Origin of the sequence: Pseudomonas sp. QE6, assembly GCF_041379005.1 — a bacterium.
GTDB lineage: Bacteria > Pseudomonadota > Gammaproteobacteria > Pseudomonadales > Pseudomonadaceae > Pseudomonas.
This window is the reverse complement of sequence record NZ_CP166873.1, coordinates 4,444,254-4,459,300: the sequence shown is the minus strand read 5'-3', so window position 1 is coordinate 4,459,300 and position 15,047 is coordinate 4,444,254. Positions and strand designations below refer to the sequence as shown.

General features: G+C 65.5%; 14 protein-coding genes. 5 read left to right on the top strand and 9 right to left on the bottom strand.

Annotated elements, in window-relative coordinates; all coding sequences use genetic code 11:
- The first annotated feature begins 181 nt into the window (after positions 1-181).
- Positions 182-1,132, top strand: a complete 951-nt coding sequence (locus ACAW63_RS20380) for a phospholipase D family protein (RefSeq protein WP_371228171.1) — start codon at positions 182-184, stop codon at positions 1,130-1,132.
- Between the two features lie 104 nt (positions 1,133-1,236).
- On the opposite strand, the gene ACAW63_RS20375 is transcribed toward ACAW63_RS20380, so the two are convergent.
- The 5 genes from ACAW63_RS20375 to ACAW63_RS20355 all read right to left on the bottom strand — a co-directional run bounded on the left by ACAW63_RS20375 (position 1,237) and on the right by ACAW63_RS20355 (position 5,495).
- Positions 1,237-2,514, bottom strand: coding sequence for an OprD family porin (locus ACAW63_RS20375; protein WP_371228169.1), 1,278 nt, complete (start codon positions 2,512-2,514; stop codon positions 1,237-1,239).
- Positions 2,515-2,776: 262 nt separating this feature from the next.
- Positions 2,777-3,958 (bottom strand): MFS transporter, encoded by a 1,182-nt coding sequence (locus ACAW63_RS20370; RefSeq protein ID WP_371228167.1) that lies wholly within the window; start codon positions 3,956-3,958, stop codon positions 2,777-2,779.
- Positions 3,959-4,292: 334 nt separating this feature from the next.
- The gene (locus tag ACAW63_RS20365) at positions 4,293-4,847 is read right to left on the bottom strand and encodes a putative glycolipid-binding domain-containing protein (protein ID WP_371228165.1); all 555 of its coding nucleotides are present in this window, start codon (positions 4,845-4,847) and stop codon (positions 4,293-4,295) included.
- A complete protein-coding gene (locus ACAW63_RS20360; protein ID WP_371228163.1) occupies positions 4,844-5,209 on the bottom strand; it encodes an MmcQ/YjbR family DNA-binding protein in 366 nt (121 codons plus the stop codon). Before ACAW63_RS20360 ends, ACAW63_RS20365 begins: the two co-directional genes overlap by 4 nt.
- A gap of 7 nt (positions 5,210-5,216) precedes the next feature.
- Positions 5,217-5,495 carry a peptidylprolyl isomerase gene (locus ACAW63_RS20355; RefSeq protein ID WP_152223913.1) on the bottom strand — a complete coding sequence of 93 codons (279 nt, stop codon included), beginning with the start codon at positions 5,493-5,495 and terminating at the stop codon, positions 5,217-5,219.
- A gap of 187 nt (positions 5,496-5,682) precedes the next feature.
- Between ACAW63_RS20355 and ACAW63_RS20350 the strand changes: the two genes are divergently transcribed.
- On the top strand, positions 5,683-6,909 hold the full coding sequence (locus ACAW63_RS20350) for a PilT/PilU family type 4a pilus ATPase (protein WP_371228161.1): 1,227 nt from the start codon (positions 5,683-5,685) through the stop codon (positions 6,907-6,909).
- Positions 6,910-7,113: 204 nt separating this feature from the next.
- On the opposite strand, the gene ACAW63_RS20345 is transcribed toward ACAW63_RS20350, so the two are convergent.
- Positions 7,114-8,364 (bottom strand): OprD family porin, encoded by a 1,251-nt coding sequence (locus ACAW63_RS20345; RefSeq protein ID WP_371228159.1) that lies wholly within the window; start codon positions 8,362-8,364, stop codon positions 7,114-7,116.
- Positions 8,365-8,846: 482 nt separating this feature from the next.
- On the opposite strand from ACAW63_RS20345, the gene ACAW63_RS20340 reads away from it, so the two are divergent.
- Positions 8,847-9,731, top strand: a complete 885-nt coding sequence (locus ACAW63_RS20340) for a DMT family transporter (RefSeq protein WP_371228157.1) — start codon at positions 8,847-8,849, stop codon at positions 9,729-9,731.
- Positions 9,732-9,850: 119 nt separating this feature from the next.
- On the opposite strand, the gene ACAW63_RS20335 is transcribed toward ACAW63_RS20340, so the two are convergent.
- Positions 9,851-10,669 carry a helix-turn-helix transcriptional regulator gene (locus ACAW63_RS20335; RefSeq protein WP_331319522.1) on the bottom strand — a complete coding sequence of 273 codons (819 nt, stop codon included), beginning with the start codon at positions 10,667-10,669 and terminating at the stop codon, positions 9,851-9,853.
- 168 nt (positions 10,670-10,837) lie between these two features.
- Here ACAW63_RS20335 and ACAW63_RS20330 point away from each other — a divergent pair, with 168 nt between their 5' ends.
- A complete protein-coding gene (locus tag ACAW63_RS20330; RefSeq protein ID WP_371228155.1) occupies positions 10,838-12,280 on the top strand; it encodes an alanine/glycine:cation symporter family protein in 1,443 nt (480 codons plus the stop codon).
- An 86-nt stretch (positions 12,281-12,366) separates the two neighbouring features.
- Positions 12,367-13,359 (top strand): asparaginase, encoded by a 993-nt coding sequence (locus ACAW63_RS20325; protein ID WP_371228153.1) that lies wholly within the window; start codon positions 12,367-12,369, stop codon positions 13,357-13,359.
- A 308-nt stretch (positions 13,360-13,667) separates the two neighbouring features.
- Here the strand turns inward: ACAW63_RS20325 and ACAW63_RS20320 are convergent, their stop codons facing one another.
- Both ACAW63_RS20320 and ACAW63_RS20315 read right to left on the bottom strand, forming a co-directional pair.
- A complete protein-coding gene (locus tag ACAW63_RS20320; RefSeq protein ID WP_371228151.1) occupies positions 13,668-14,414 on the bottom strand; it encodes an anti-sigma factor in 747 nt (248 codons plus the stop codon).
- Complete coding sequence (locus ACAW63_RS20315; RefSeq protein ID WP_275611607.1) at positions 14,411-14,920, bottom strand: sigma-70 family RNA polymerase sigma factor; 510 nt, start codon at positions 14,918-14,920, stop codon at positions 14,411-14,413. The genes ACAW63_RS20320 and ACAW63_RS20315 overlap by 4 nt, the downstream gene beginning before the upstream one ends.
- Positions 14,921-15,047 lie beyond the last annotated feature (127 nt).

The window sequence follows — 15,047 nt, the reverse complement described above, 5'->3', positions numbered from 1 at the left end:
TGCGGTCGAGCGGGTCGAGGCGCGCCTGGCAAAGCCGCCTATTATGCCACAGAGGGGCGGCTCCTTGCATGCCGTACGCCTGAAGCGCCCATTCTGCGGGGGCAGGGGAGAAACGAGGCAGTTGAAACCCGCCATTGTCCTGCCTCAGAATTCGGGTGTTCAGAATTCTGGTGGGGGCTGTATGAAAATCCTTAACGCGCAAAACTCGCTCAAGCAGTACCTGGAGCAGGTCAGCGGCAAATTGATCACCGTTGTCTCGGCCTCTGCCAGTGAAACCGAGGCTCTGGTCGAGACCCTGGTGGAGAACGGCAACAAGGTCGATCTGCTGGTCGGCACCATCAATGCCTTCACCTCGCCGGACTTCATCGACTTCTGCGTGCGCGACACCGATGCCAACGTGACCCTGCACGTGGACTTCCGCGCGCAGAACAGCGTGCACTGGAAGCTGATCCTGGTGGAGCCGGACGTGGTGATCCTGGGCAGCGCCAACTTCACCGAGATCGGCCTGAGCCTGACCCGCGACACCTGCACCGTCATCCAGGACGCCGCGCTGTATGCCGACTACCTGGCCCGTGTGGCGGCGATCAAGGGTACCGAAGGCGTAATGCTGGGCGAGGACAGCCCGGTCTTCGACGAGGCGCTGGAAGAGTACCGCCAGACCCATCGCCGCATGCAGGCGAGCCTGGCGCGTGGTGCGCAATATCTGGACGGCGAGAGCTGGCTGGGCGACGAGACCAACCAGAGCATTCCGCTGTTCATCTGGTACAGCGATCATTCCGATGATTCCGAGGAAAAGGCCGAGGCCTTCCTGCGGGCCAGCAGTGATGGCGTGGACTGGGACGATGTGCGCGAGTTCTTCACCTATGAATGCGCCGAGGGCGTGCTGCCCTACGAAGAGGGCGACATGGTGCTGACCGCGCGCTGCAACGGCACGAACATCAGCTTCTACACCTTCGACCGCATCCTCTATCGCAACGGCACCTACTACATCTATTCGTACCGCAAGAAGCGCTACACCCAGCCGTTCAAGCTGGAAGACGCCAAGGAGCGCCTGAAGGAAGTGATTCCTGAGTGGTACGAGGAAATGCGTACCTCGCTCAACCGCCACGACATCAACAGCGTGGTGCGCTGAGTCTCCCGCGCCGCCGTAGGGTCCAGCGCCTTCGTCCCAGGAATGAAAAACGCCCCGTGGCATCGCTGCCACGGGGCGTTTTACGTCAGGCGTCGATCAGTACATCAGAAGATGTTGACCGGATACTCGACGAATACGCGGACTTCGTTGCCATCGTCGTTGTAGGAGCGGGCATCGTTCGATACGCGAACCCAGGAACCGCGCAGCTTGACCGACAGGTCCTTGGCCGGGCCGCTCGGTACGACGTACTTGAGCTGGTTGAAGATTTCGCGCTCTTTGCCGTTGCTGGTCTCGTCGGTCTTGATGTTGTCGCCGTAGACGTAGGCCACGGTGTAGCTCAGGCCCGGAACGCCGTATTCGGAGAAGTCCAGGCTGTAGCTGCCCTGCCAGGAACGCTCGTCCTCGCCGTTGAAGTCCGACCAGTAGGAGTTGGCCAGCCAGATGGTGGTGCCGCCGTCGCCGATGTAGTCGCCGCTCTGGTAACCGCCGTACAGGTAGCCGGTGTCGCCGTTGTTGCGCTGGTGGGCGACCATGAAGGTGTGTACGCCGATGTTGTACGCGGCCGACAGGCTCCAGATGGTGTTGTCGCGGTTGCCGTTGTTGAACTCGTCGGCCCAGTCCTGGTTCAGCTTGGTCTTGTAGCCGTTGAAGTCGAGGGTCAGCGACTCGCGGTCGGCCATCGGGATGACGTAGTTCAGGTTCATGTACTGCTTGCGGGCAACGTCTTGGTTGTCCTGAGCGTACAGGGAGCCGCTGAAGTTGTCGGTGAACTTGTAGCTGCCGCCGTACACGTCGATGCGCTTGAGGCCGCCGCTGTCGTGGCCTTCGGCGCTCTTGCGGACTTCCGAGGTGAAGCGGCCGACGTTGATTTCCAGGCCTTCGATCTCCTTGGAGGTGATCAGGGTGCCGGAGTAGGTTTCCGGCAGCAGGCGGGAGTTGTCGTAGCTGAGCACCGGCAGGGACGGCATCTGGTCGCCGTACTTGATCACGGTGTTGGAGAGGCGGGCTTTCACCGCGCCACCGGCACGGGCCAGGTCGCTTGCCGGGTTGCCATCGCTGTCCTGCTTGAAGAAGTCGATGCCCGCGGCGCCGGCGCGTTTGCCGTTTTCGTCCAGGTTCAGTGCGTACATGCCGAAGACATCGGCGCCAACGCCGATGGTGCCCTGGGTGAAGCCGGAGGTGAAGGTCGCGGTGGCGGCCTGGCCCCACTCGGACTTGTCGTCGCGGCCGTGCTTGTAGTCGCGGTACATGTAGCCGTTGCGGAAGAACAGGTCCATGTGGCTATCTTCGATGAAGCCCTTGGCGGTGGACTGGTCTTCGGCGAGGGCAGCGGTGGACGCTAGAATGCCCAGCGCGAGCAGGCTGATGCGGTGTTGCAGCATGTTGTTTTCCTTGTGCTAATGGTGCAGCGCCGACAAGACGAAAAAGGCGTCCCGCCCCGATGTGTGTCATCAGGGAAGTGGCGTCCTGTGCTGGCTAGTTCTTTTGGTTGTAGTCGGCCTCTGGTGGGCCGCAGCGGCGCGATGATAGCAGAGGATCGAATCTTTTCGGACTCGATGCTCACACAGTTGACAATGTGGCTGATCAGCGGGGGGAGCTCTTCCCGCTGTGCCTGAGTACCGACCTCCGTACCCAGGCGTTCGATCAGTCGCCGAAGGAGCGCTGGTACAGCACCAGGCTGAGCGCCAGCCCGCTGAGCGCCGCCAGCGCGGCGAAGAGGAAGATCGAGCCGAAGCCGAAGGCCCCGGCGATGGCGCCCACCAGCGGACCGGTAATGCCCAGCGACACATCGATGAACAGCGAGTAGGCGCCCAGCGCGGCGCCACGGTTGGAGGCGGGCACCAGGCCGACGGCTTCCACGCCCAGGGCCGGGAACACCAGGGAGAAGCCGAAGCCGCTCAGCGCCGCGCCCGCCAACGCCAGCCAGGGCGAGGGCGCCAGCCACAGCAGCATCAGCCCGAGGCTTTCCACCGACAGGCAGGCAATGGCGACGCGGAAGCCGCCGTGGCGGTTGATCGCCTGGGCGAACAGCAGGCGCGCGCCGATGAAGCAGCCGCCAAAGGCCGTCAGGCAGTACACCGCGTCGCTCCAGCCGCGGCTGCCGTAGTACAGGGTGATGAAGGTGGCGATGGTGCCGAAGCCGATGCCGCCCAGCGCCAGCCCCATGCCGTGGGGAAACACCCGGCCCAGCACATGGTGGAAGGGCATCCGCTCACCGTGCACCAGCGCCGCCGGCCGCTTCGGCCAGGCCAGCGCAAGGCCCAGCGTCGCCAGCAGGATGATGCTTACACCCATGCTGGCCAGGCCCAGATGCTGGACCATCAGCACCCCGAGCGGCGCACCGACGGCCAGCGCGCCGTAGCTGGCGATGCCGTTCCAGGAGATCACCTTGGCGGTGTTTGGCGCGCCGACCCGGTCGATGCCCCAGCTGATGGAGGCACTGCCCACCAGGCTTTCCGAGGTACCCAGTACCAGCCGCGCCACCATCAGTGTCGCCAGGCTGAGCCACGGCACACCCTGGGTCGCCCAGGATGCGAGCATCAGCGCGCCGCTGCCGGCGCAGCCGACCATGCCATAGAGCACCGCGCGCTTGGGACCGAGGGTATCGATCACCCGGCCGGCGTAGGGGCGGGTGAGGAGGGTGGCCAGGTACTGGATGCTGATTACCAGGCCCGCCAGCACCGAGCCGAAGCCAAGGTCCGTGTGCACGTAGCCCGGCAGCACCGCCAGTGGGATGCCGATGGTCAGGTAGGCGAGGAAGGTGAAGAGGACGACGGAAACCACCTGCAGGGTGGTTGCGGCGCTGGAGCGGGATTGGGCGGACATGCGCAGGCTTGATCGGAGCGGCGGGTGGGTAGGACATGATGGACCCGCCCCGGCGTGTAGGAAAGCAAGCTAACGAACTACCTGGCTCGGGTGTGTGCTCCGAGGGCGCCTTTGTAGGAGCGAGCTTGCTCGCGAACCTGGGGCCGCAGTGGGGCGTTGTTCGTGAGCAAGGACTGGGCGTCCCCCTCGGTCCTACAGGGAATGCGGCCCGGATGAATCGAGTAAGCCGGGCAGAGGTTTTGTAGGAGCAACTGTCTGCGCATTCGTAGGGCGTACAACCGTTCGCGGTTGTACGCCCTACGTCGGGCTCGACCTTGACGTACGCCGATTGAATTCAGATCCGCCGGAACAGCGTCGGATAGTCGAGCACCAGCCCGTCATCGTCGACCGTCAGCAGCGCCTGGAAATTCGTGCCTTCGAGGTTTTCGTAGCGGTAGTGCCGCGCATCCACCCGGGTGTAGCCCTGGCGCATGCGCACGGGCTTCAGCGCCGGGGCTTCCAGGTAGACCACGGCCAACTCCGCGCGCTGGCCGTCGGCAAGCTTCAGGCGGCGGATCGGGAAGGTGTTGGTGAAGGGCGTGGGCCAGATGTCGATATCCAGGCATCCGTCCAGCTCGCCCAGCGTCTCGCCCTCGGCGGTGCGCCAATGACCTTCGCCGTCGGTCAGCAGGTGCAGGTGGCGCGCGCCCCGGCCGCCCTCGACGCTGAAGCGTGCCTCGCGCAGACGCCAGTGCTCGTCCCAGTTCAGTTCGTAGTCCAGCTGGTAGGACGGGCCGCCGTTTTCGTCGATGGCGCGCAGCTGGCTCTGCGCGCAGCCATCGCCCAGTTGCAGCGACTCCCAGCTGGCTGTCGGAGCCTGCCAGAGGCCTTCCCAGCTCAGGCCCTTCATCGGGTTTCGTCCAGCAGCAGGCCCAGGCGCTGGCGCTTGGGCAGGCGGGCCACCACCAACTGGTGCGAGCGGGTCAGCGCCTCGCGCAGTTCCGCTTCGCCCATGGGGTAGGGGCGCTGCATGGCGATCCAGAAGGCCCGCGCCAGATAGGGCGCCGGGCGGATGCCGGGACGATCCACATAGCCCAGGAACAGCTCCGGGCCGACCTTGAAGGCCAGGCCGCCGGCGCCTTCGTCGAGAAAGTCGAGGATGGCGAACATCTTGTTGCCGGCCACCGAGAACACGCGGTTGCTGCCCCACTTGATGTCCTCGCGGGCGCCGGGCAGTTGCAGGCAGAAACGGGCGATCTGTTGTGGGGTCATACCGGGCTCAGTCGCGGAAATAGACTTCGACCAGATGGTAGCCGAACTGGCTCTTCACCGGGCCGTGCACCACGCCGACGGGCTTCTTGAAGATCACCTGGTCGATGCTGCGCACCATCTGCCCCGGTCGGACTTCCCCCAGGTCGCCGCCGCGCTTGCCGGAGGCACAGGTGGAATGCTTGCGTGCCAGGGCGGCGAAGTCCTCGCCACGGGCCAGGCGTTGCTTGATCTGCTCGGCTTCGGCGGCGGTCTTGACCAGGATATGGCGGGCCATGGCGACGGGCATCGGTATTACCTCGGAAAGTCAGGCGGAATGGGCATTGTACGGGAGCGGTGACGTACGTCGCATTTTCTGGTGGGTGGCGTTGTGCCTTACTCGGCCGCTGCCTAGAGTCGTCGGAAAATTCCGATATGTAGGACGCCGCTTAGCTGGCGATGTCCGCCCCCCCTCCTTGCGAACGGATGCAGTTCTTATGGATATCCAGTCGATGCTGAAGATCCTGGCCACCCAGGATGGTTCCGACCTCTACCTGTCCACCGGCGCGCCGCCCTGCGCCAAGTTCAACGGCGTGCTCAAGCCGCTGTCCAACGAGCCTCTCAAGGCGGGCGACGTGGCGCGCATCGGCTACGGCTTGATGGACGAGGAACAGCGCGCCGAGTTCGAGCGGGAACTGGAGATGAACCTGGCCATTTCGGTGCAGGGTGTCGGCCGCTTCCGCATCAACCTGTTCAAGCAGCGCAACGAAGTGTCCATCGTGGCGCGCAACATCAAGCTGGACATCCCGCTGTTCGAGGACCTGAAGCTGCCGGAAGTGCTGCTCAAGGTGGTGATGGAGAAGCGCGGCCTGGTGCTCTTCGTCGGTGGCACCGGCTCGGGCAAGTCCACCTCCCTGGCGGCGCTGATCGACCACCGCAACCGCAACAGCGGCGGCCACATCATCACCATCGAGGATCCCATCGAGTACGTGCATCGGCACCGCAAGTCGATCATCAACCAGCGTGAAGTGGGCGTGGACACCCGCAGCTTCCACGCCGCGCTGAAGAACACCCTGCGCCAGGCGCCGGACGTGATCCTGATCGGCGAGATCCGCGACCGCGAGACCATGGAACACGCCCTGGCCTTCGCCGACACCGGGCACCTGGCGATCTCCACCCTGCACGCGAACAACGCCAACCAGGCGCTGGACCGCATCATCAACTTCTTCCCCGAGGAGCGCCGACCGCAGTTGCTCAACGACCTGGGCAACAACCTCAAGGCCTTCGTTTCCCAGCGCCTGGTGCGCACCCAGGACGGCAAGCGCCGCGCAGCGGTGGAAGTGCTGCTGGGCACCGCCACCATCAGCGACCTGATCAAGCGCGGCGACTTCAGCTCGATCAAGGAAATCATGGACAAGTCCCGCGCCCTGGGCATGCAGACCTTCGACCAGGCGCTGTTCGACCTGGCGGTGGAGGGGGCGATCAGCGAAGAAGAAGCGGTGAAGAACGCCGATTCGGCGAACAACCTGCGCCTGAAGCTCAAGCTGTACAAGGACAACCCGGGCATGGTGACCAACTCCGCCGCAGCCACTGCCGCCGCCAGCCCCGCGCCGGCACCCGCCGCAGCGCCTGCACCGGCAGCGGACTCCTCCAGTTGGGGGCTGGAACTGGCGCTGGAAGAGATCGAGGCCGAAGACGCGGAAGGCAAGCCGGCTGGGCAATAAGCCGAGCTCCGATTGAAAAGAAGCCCCGGCATGCCGGGGCTTTTTCATGGGTAATGGTTTTGCACGGAGCGCTTTCGTAGGAGCGGAGCTTCTCCGCGATGCTCTTGAGCGAAGCTGATCCTTCGCGGACAAGGTCCGCTCCTACGGGGCCGGCGGTGTGGGGTTGCTCTTCGCAGGAGCGGACTCCGTCCGCGATCAGGGCGATTACAGCAACGACAACGGATAACTGATGATCAGCCGGTTTTCGTCGAAGCTGTTGGTCCTGCCCCAGTCCCGGCGCATGGTCGAGTTGCGCCACTTCAGGTTCAGCGTCTTGAAGGTGCCACTCTGCACCGTGTACGCCAACTCGCTCTCGCGGCCCCATTCGTGGCCGTCGTCAGTGCTGCTGTTGTGCACCTCGTTGCCCTTGATGTAGCGGTTCATCAAGGTCAGGCCGGGGATGCCGAAGGCGGCGAAGTCGTAGTCGTGGCGCAGCTGCCAGGAGCGCTCCCTGGCGTTGTCGTAGCTGGAGTTGAAACTGTCGTTGGCCAGGGTGCCGCCGCTGGTGCCGTTGACGCGGAACCACTCGTCGTCGCCCATGACCTTCTGCAGGCCGACATAAAAGGTGCTGGCGCCGTATTTCGCCGAGAACAGCCCGGAGAAGGTGCGGTTGTCCAGGTCGCCGGCGCGGGCGCTGCCGTCCTCCTTGCCCCAGAAGTAGCCGATATTCGCACCGAGCACCCAATCACCCAGCGGCTGGCTGTGCTGCAGTTGCAGGTACTGCTGCTGGTAGATGTCCTTCAGCTCGGCATTCCACAGCCCGACCAGGGTGCGCTCGCCGTTGAAGCGGTACTCGCCGCCGACGAAGTTGAAGCGGTCGGAGGTGAAGGCGGGGCGGCTGAACAGCGACATATCCTCCATGCTCGCATCGTTGCGCGGGCTGTTCTGGCGGAACTGGCCGCCGTAGAGGCTCAGGCCATCGATTTCCTTCGTCGTCACCTGGGCGCCCTGGAAGGTCTGCGGCAGCGAGCGACCATCGTCGGAGCGCAGGATCGGCAGCACCACCATCCATTCCCCGGCCTTGAGTTCGGTCTTCGAGACCTTGGCCTTGCCGGCCATCGCCAGGCGCCCGAAGTCGTCGGCGGGGCGGCCGTCGTCGTGCACCGGGAGCAACTGGGTGCCGGCGGTGCCCTTGCCGCCGTCGAGCTTGACGCTGTACAGGCCGAGCACATCCAGCCCCAGGCCGACAGTGCCCTGGGTGTAGCCGGAGCGGGCGTCGAGAATGAAGTTCTGCGTCCATTCCTCGGCCTTGCCCTGGCGGGCGTCGCCGACGAAATTGCGGTTCATGTAGAAGTTGCGCAGCAGCAGGCTGGCCTTGGCGTCTTCGAGGAAGCCTGAGTCATCGGCGCTGGCCAGGACCGGCAGGGCGGGCAGCAGGCAGGCGGCGACGGTGAGATGGGGCAGGTGGCGGGTCATGGGTGTTCCCTCGGCATTCTTGTCGTTGTTCGCGGGCGAACGGGGGCCTCCGCACGGTTCGGCGGATGGGCGATGAAACGATCAACGGGCGTGGATCAGGCGATCAGCCAGGCGCGACGAAAGCGGAGGGTGGGGCGCTGAGGGCGTTGCACGCGCGACGGCGTGCCAGGGAGAGCGTGAGCATGTGAACGGACCTTTCTTATAGTTGTTGGCGCCGCATCGAGGTGGCGGCTTGGGCCATAGTGGTTCCGCCCGACGACTCGCCGCAATTCGTCCCGGGCGTAACCGTTCGCTGTTCGAACGGTAATTAACCAAATAGAACATTCTGTCGGCAGGATTCCGCGTAGGATGCCGTGCACCGGTGTAGCAGCGGACCCGCGGGGTCCGTGTACGGCGGTGGAGCGGGTTCTTTCCCCGATGCAACTTGGTAGGCTGTGCTGCCTCTCGCGCAGCCATTTTCGCCCATTGATTCCCGTGACCCGATGAGTACCAGCCAATCGCCGTTGTCCGGCGTCCACCAGCCTTTCAAGGGCATCCTGCTCATCGTCCTGGCAACCTTCCTGTTCTCCAGCCACGACGCGCTGTCGAAGTACCTGGCGGGCATCTATCCCATCGTCATGGTGGTCTGGGCGCGCTATGTGGTGCACACACTGCTGATGGCGGGCATCTTCCTGCCGCGCGCCGGTTTCGCCGTGCTGCGCACCCGCCATCCGTTCCTCCAGGCGGCTCGCGCGCTCTGCCTGCTGGGCACCAGTTTCCTGTTCACCACCGGCCTGCAGTACATCCCGCTGGCCGAGGCGACCTCGGTGAACTTCCTCGCGCCCCTGCTGGTGACGGCGCTGTCGGTGCCGCTGCTGGGCGAACGGGTCAGCGTGGGGCAGTGGGCGGCGGTGATCGTCGGCTTCATCGGCGTGCTGATCATCGTCCACCCCGGCGGCGCGCTGTTCACGCCGGCGGTGCTGCTGCCGTTCGGTTCGGCGCTGTGCTTCAGCTTCTACCAACTGCTGACACGCAAGCTCAGCCAGGTGGACAGCCCGACCACCAGCAACTTCTTCGCCGGGCTGTGCAACACCCTGATCGTCAGCGCGCTGGTGCCGTTCTTCTGGCAATGGCCGGGGCTGGTCCATGGCCTGATGATGCTGGCCCTGGGCACCTGCGGGATGACGGCGCACCTGTTCCTGACCCAGGCCTTCAAACACGCCGCGCCGGCGCTGCTGGCGCCGTTCAGCTACTGCCAGATCGTCTTCGCCGGGCTGCTGGGCTTCGTGATCTTCGGCCACACGCCGGAGCCGTCGGCGCTGCTGGGCATCGCGGTGATCTGCGGCAGCGGGCTGGCTGCGGCCTGGTTGCAGAGCCGCAAGGGGTAGGGCGGGCACAGTCCCTGTAGGACCGAGGGGGACGCCCAGTCCTTGCTCGCGAACCCCGCCCAGTTTCGAATCGCCGGTTAATCCATTCGCGAGCAAGCTCGCTCCTACGAAGAGCGGAGCTACTCGATCTCGAAAAGACCATGCCGGATCGGCCCCACCGACAACCTCTGGCGCACGTCGTCGTCGATGCGCGGGTCGTCCGGCTGGTACAGCTTCACCTGGCGGTAGGCGGCGATCCGGTTGATCTCCGGCCCCAGGTATTCCCACACCACGCGGGTGCACGCCGGGGTGCGGCGGTCGCCGCTGGAGACGCCGGTCTTCAGGCCGTTCAGGCGGGTAATGCGGCTCTTGAAGCTGGGGATGAGGATGGTCTGGCTCATCTCGTTGACCGTGAGCGACTCGTAGTCCAGCAGGAACACCCGGTCCTGCAACTGGAACGCCGCGCCCAGGTAGCGGCAGCGCACCCAGTCCTCGGCCTGCACGTCGGTGCTGCTGGAGCGTTCCTGGCGTTCCTGGCGCTCGAAGAGGAAGTTGCCGTCCTCCTCGTACAGGTGCACCAGCGACAGCAGTATCGAACCGGGCACCGACATGCAGTTGGAATATTCGAAGTAGTAGCCGCAGTAGCGCGACAGGTTGCCTGCGTGCTCGCGCAACGGGCGGAGCATGTCCATCAGCGGGTCGTCGCGCTGCACGTTCGCCGGCGAGGTGCTCCGTGCACCGATCAGGCGGGCGAACTGTTCCGGTGGCAATTGCAGCTCGTAGTCCTCGACGCCGAAGAAATCCCCAATTCTCTTGAGGTTGTACGCGGTGGGTTGGCTCTGCCCACCGAGGTATTTGTTGAACTGCGCGCGATTGATCGCGAGCTTGCGGCAAACCTCCGAGATAGAGCGGTAGTGAGCGCAAAGCAGTTTGAGATTGGGGCCGAGGTTTTCGGACATTTGTGCCAGGTCCAGGTGATGCGACTGGCGCAATTATAGCGTCAGGTCGCATCAACTCGGAACAAGCCGCGAAATTGTTTCAACAGGCTTCGAGCGCAACCATGCGCCCCCAGTGAGCGGGCCAGCCCCAGGCCCGTGCTCCCACAATAACAATCGAGGCCCCAGCACATGCTCGACGCGATCAACGATTTCCTCTCCGGGAAAGTCCTCATCGTCCTCATCGTCGGACTCGGCGCGTATTTCACCATTCGCTCCCGCTTCGTCCAGTTCCGCCATTTCGGCCACATGTTCGGTGTGTTCAAGGAATCGATCCGCGGCCAGGCTGGCCAACTGAGCTCCTTCCAGGCCCTGATGCTGTCGCTCGCCGGCCGCGTGGGTGCCGGTAACATCGCCGGTGTCGGCATCGCCGTGACCCTGGGTGGTCCGGGCGCCGTGTTCTGGATGTGGGTCACCGCGCTGGTGGGCATGTCCAGCAGCTTCTTCGAGTGCACCCTGGCCCAGGTCTACAAGCGCAGCGACGGCGACGGCCTGTACCGTGGCGGCCCGGCCTACTACATCCAGCACGGCCTGAAGCTGCGCTGGATGGCGCTGACCTTCGCGGTCCTGCTGCTGGTCACCTACGGCTTCGCCTTCAACGGCCTGCAAGCCTTCACCGTGACCCACTCGCTGCAGAACGCCTTCGACATCCCGGTGCTGTACTCCGGCATCGGCCTGGCGGTGCTGCTGGCCATCGTGTTCTTCGGTGGCATCCAGCGCATCGCCGCGGTCTCCGACCTGCTGGTGCCGGTCAAGACCCTGGCCTACATCGCCGTGACCCTGTACGTGATCGTCACCCAGATCGAACTGGTGCCGGGCATGCTGACCACCATCGTCAAGAGCGCCTTCGGCCTTGAGCCGGCTTTCGCGGGCCTCCTGGGCAGCGCCATCGTCATGGGCGTGAAGCGTGGCGTGTTCGCCAACGAAGCGGGCCTGGGCAGTGCGCCGAACGTGGCCGCCGTCGCCGCTGTGCGTCACCCGGCGTCCCAGGGCGTGGTCCAGGCGTTCAGCGTGTTCCTCGACACCTTCGTCATCTGCACCTGCACCGCGCTGCTGATCCTGCTCTCGGGCTTCTACACCCCCGGCTTCGAAGGCGACGGCATCACCCTGACCCAGAACTCGCTGGCCGCCGTGGTCGGTGACTGGGGCCGCATCTTCGTCAGCGTCGCGCTGTCGCTGTTCGTGTTCACCTGCATCACCTACAACTACTACCTCGGCGAGAACGCCCTGCAGTTCATCGTCGGCCGCAGTCGCACCGCGCTGGTCGCCTTCCGCGTCCTGGTGCTGGGCCTGATCCTGTGGGGCTCGATGCAGAACCTGGGCACCGTGTTCGCCTTCGCCGACATCACCATGACCTGCCTGGCCTTCGTCAACCTGGTGGCCCTGGCGATGCTGATCAAGGTCGGCCTGCGCGTGATGCGCGACTACGACGAGCAGCGCGCTGCCGGCATCGAGCGCCCGGTGTTCGATACCAGCAAGTTCGCCGACCTGGACATCGACCACGATGCCTGGCGCGACGCCCACAAGGTCAACTCGACCGCTCCAGCCCACGGCAGCCTGCCCGCCCAGGGCTGATCCGCTGACCTTGGTCTGAAACGCGAGGCCGGGACTTTTCCCGGCCTCGCGGTTTATCCTCTGAACTTTCCTACAAGAGCACTGGCATGCGCCGCGTGAAGAACCTTTTCGTCCTCTATACCGGCGGCACCATCGGCATGCTGCAGACCGCCGAAGGTCTGGCGCCGGCCGGCGGTTTCGAAGCTCGCATGCGTGAACAGCTGCAAGGGCACGGCGAGATTCGCCTCGACTGGTCCTTTGCCGAACTCCAGCCGCTGCTCGACAGCGCCAACATGACCCAGGCCAACTGGCTGGCCATGCGCGACGCCATCGTCGAGGCGGTGGAGCAGGGTGGCCACGACGGCGTGCTGGTGCTGCACGGCACCGACACCCTGGCCTACAGCGCCGCCGCGCTGTCCTTCCTGCTACTGGGTCTGGACGTTCCGGTGGTACTGACCGGCTCCATGCAGCCGATGGGCGTACCGGGCAGCGATGCGCCGGCCAACCTGCTGGGCAGTCTGAAGGCCCTGGAAGCCGGCGTTCTGCCCGGCGTCTGGCTGTATTTCAACGGTCAGCTGATGCATGGCGCCCGCGTCACCAAGCTGCGCAGCGAGGCCTTCGACGCCTTTGCCGTGCTGCCGCGTGAGCGTCATGGCAAGCGCGCCGAATCGATTCCTGCCGCACTGGATTACCGCCAGGCGCGCCAAAGCGTGAACCTCGCGGTGCTGCCACTGTTCCCCGGCCTGCGCGCCGAACACCTGCGTGCGCTGCTGGGCAGTGGCGTGCAGGCGCTGCTGCTGGAGTGCTATGGCAGCGGTACCGGACCGTCCGACAACGAAGAGTTGCTCGGCGCACTGCGTGAAGCCCATGCGCGCGGCGTGGTGCTGGCGGCGATCAGCCAGTGCCCGCAGGGGCATGTGGCGTTCGACATCTACGCTGCCGGTAGCCGCCTGCGTGATGCGGGCCTGGTCTCCGGCGGTGGCATGACCCGCGAAGCCGCGCTGGGCAAGCTGTTCAGCCTGATCGGCAGCGGTCTTGCACCGTCCGAAGTGGAACGCCTGTTCGCCCTCGACCTGTGCGGCGAGCGCGTCGACGGCTGAGCCTCGTCCACACCCCGCTCAGGGGTGGGTATGGACCGGTAGGAGCGAGCTTGCTCGCGAACGCATTGCACCGGACAGTCCGGCGTGACGCGGGGTTCGCGAGCAAGCTCGCTCCTACAACATCCCGCTCCCGGTAGGCCTCGCGCCGATCCCTCAGGCCAAACACCCGTAGGAGCGGACTCCGTCCGCGATGCTCTTGCGTTCGGCCTATCGCGGACAAAGTCCGCTCCTACAACATCCTGCTCCCGGTACGCTATTCCCGTAGGCGAGGCAACTGTTGGAGCGGACCTTGTTTGCCCTGGGCTTCGCTAGAACCCCACCATTTCCCCCACGACCCCCGCCTGCGGATCGTCGCTGCGGCTCACCACCGCATAGTTGTACCCGCCCTGGCTCCAGTAGCGCGTCAGCAGGTCACCATCGGTGCGCTGCCCCTGGGGCAGCATTTCGTGGCGCGGGCCCGGCGGGCGGATGAAGAAGGTCAGGCGACGGCCCTGGCCGTCCTCGTAGATGACCAGCGCCGCCGCGCCCTGTTCGGTGGCGAGCAGGCGCGCGCCGACGGTCTTCAGGCCGACGCGATCCAGCGCCGGTGGCGGCGGGGCGTCCTTCAGGTAGCGGGCCAGCCAGGTGTGCAGGTCGCCGCCATCGCGCAGGTCCAGACCATTCTGGCTGGCATCGGCGAACAGCCGGTAAGCCTGCACCGCGTCCTGCATCGGTACCGTGCTGCGCGCCAAGCTATCGCCGCGCATCTGCCAGCCGCCCATTCCACCCACGCCCAGCGCCACCAGCAGCGCCGCCGCAGTGGCCAGCCGTGAGTGCCGCCGCTGCCGGAGCTCCCGGCGAATCCGCGTCGGTTCGAGCTGCTCGGGCATTGGTCCTCGCCCCTGGCCGGCGAAGGCGGCGCGCAATTGCTGCGCATCCTGCCGCCAGCCGTCCACGCGCCGCGCGTCTTCCGGGTGGGCGGCGAGCCAGGCTTCCACCCACTGGCGGCGGGCCGGGTCGAGCTGGTCGTCGATATAGGCGTGGAGGTCGTGCTCGTCGGGAATGCGTTCGTTCATTTCAGTACCCGCAAAGAGGGAGTCGCCGCCTGTCCTTCGCTCAGCGCGCGCAGCGCTTGGCGCGCGCGGGACAGGCGGGACATGACGGTACCCAGGGGAATATCCAGCGCCTCGGCCGCCTCGCGGTAGCTCAGCCCTTCGACGCTGACCAGCGCCAGCAGCGCTCGCTGTTCGGCGGGCAGGCGCTCGAAGGCCTCCAGGGTCGAGCGGGCGCTGACGATCTCCTCGGGCGAGGCGCTTACCGCGCTGTCCGCGCCGAACAGGCTGAGGATGCGTGCGTAGCGCCGGGCGCGGCGCTGCCCGTCGATGAAGTGGCGGTAGAGGATCGAGAACAGCCAGGCGCGCAGGTCGCCGTCCTCGCGCCGGCCGGTCCAGGCCGACAGCGCCTTCTCCAGGGTCGCCTGGACCAGGTCGTCGGCGCTGCTCGCGCTGCGCGTCAGCGACAGGGCGAAGCGCCGCAGCCGGGGCAGCAGTTCGCGCAGTGAATGGTCGTCCAGTGAGTGCATCGCAACGTCAGGCAGTGGTGGGTTCGAGCGGTAAGGACGAATGCCCCGACGATCTATTCCCGCGGTACGAAAAAATAAATCTTTCGCAGCCCTCGGGAATAACCCGGCACACGGTGCGTCGCACCCG